This is a genomic window from Stenotrophomonas sp. A3_2, from assembly GCF_036624925.1.
GTDB classification, from domain to species: domain Bacteria; phylum Pseudomonadota; class Gammaproteobacteria; order Xanthomonadales; family Xanthomonadaceae; genus Stenotrophomonas; species Stenotrophomonas hibiscicola.
The window spans coordinates 1-506 of record NZ_JAZKVY010000028.1 but is presented as its reverse complement, the minus strand read 5'-3'; the positions used below and the strand labels follow the sequence as shown (position 1 = coordinate 506).

Genomic DNA, 506 nt, shown 5'->3' with positions numbered 1-506 from the left:
TTTCAGCGGATGCTTCTTCGCGTAAACCTTGTAGGCATGCGCGGCAGCCTCCACCGCCGCCGCATCCCCGGACAGGCCGGTGAAACCCGGCCCGAACGCGTGCGCGTAGTCCCGCATCACCGACGACGTGTCCCGCGCCGGATCCACCGTTATGAACACCGGCGCCACCCGGGCCCGCGCCGCCTCCGGCAGCCTGTCGAGTGAAGCGGCCAGATTGCCGAGCGTCGCCGGGCACACATCCGGGCAATGCGTGTAGCCGAAATAGACCACCATGAAGCGCCCGCGGAACGACGCCTCCGTCACCGCCTGCCCGGACCCGTCCTGCAGACGGAACGGCCCACCGATCGCCGGCCCACCGATCGCCGGCGCGCCGCCGCTCTCCGCGCCCCGCCCGACCAGGAACAGCGCCAGCGCAAGCGCCCCCAGCACCCCGGCCGCCACAATCCAGAACCGCTGCAGCAGCCCGGTCACTTGCCGCCCGCCCCGAGCGGCCGCACCGGCGCGGT

1 protein-coding gene is annotated in these 506 nt (G+C 72.5%); it reads right to left on the bottom strand.

The window, feature by feature from the left end; all coding sequences use genetic code 11:
- A partial coding sequence (locus tag R5H29_RS00135) for an SCO family protein (protein WP_332328535.1) occupies positions 1 to 471 on the bottom strand: 471 nt, incomplete at its 3' end.
- Between the last annotated feature and the right edge of the window lie 35 nt (positions 472 to 506).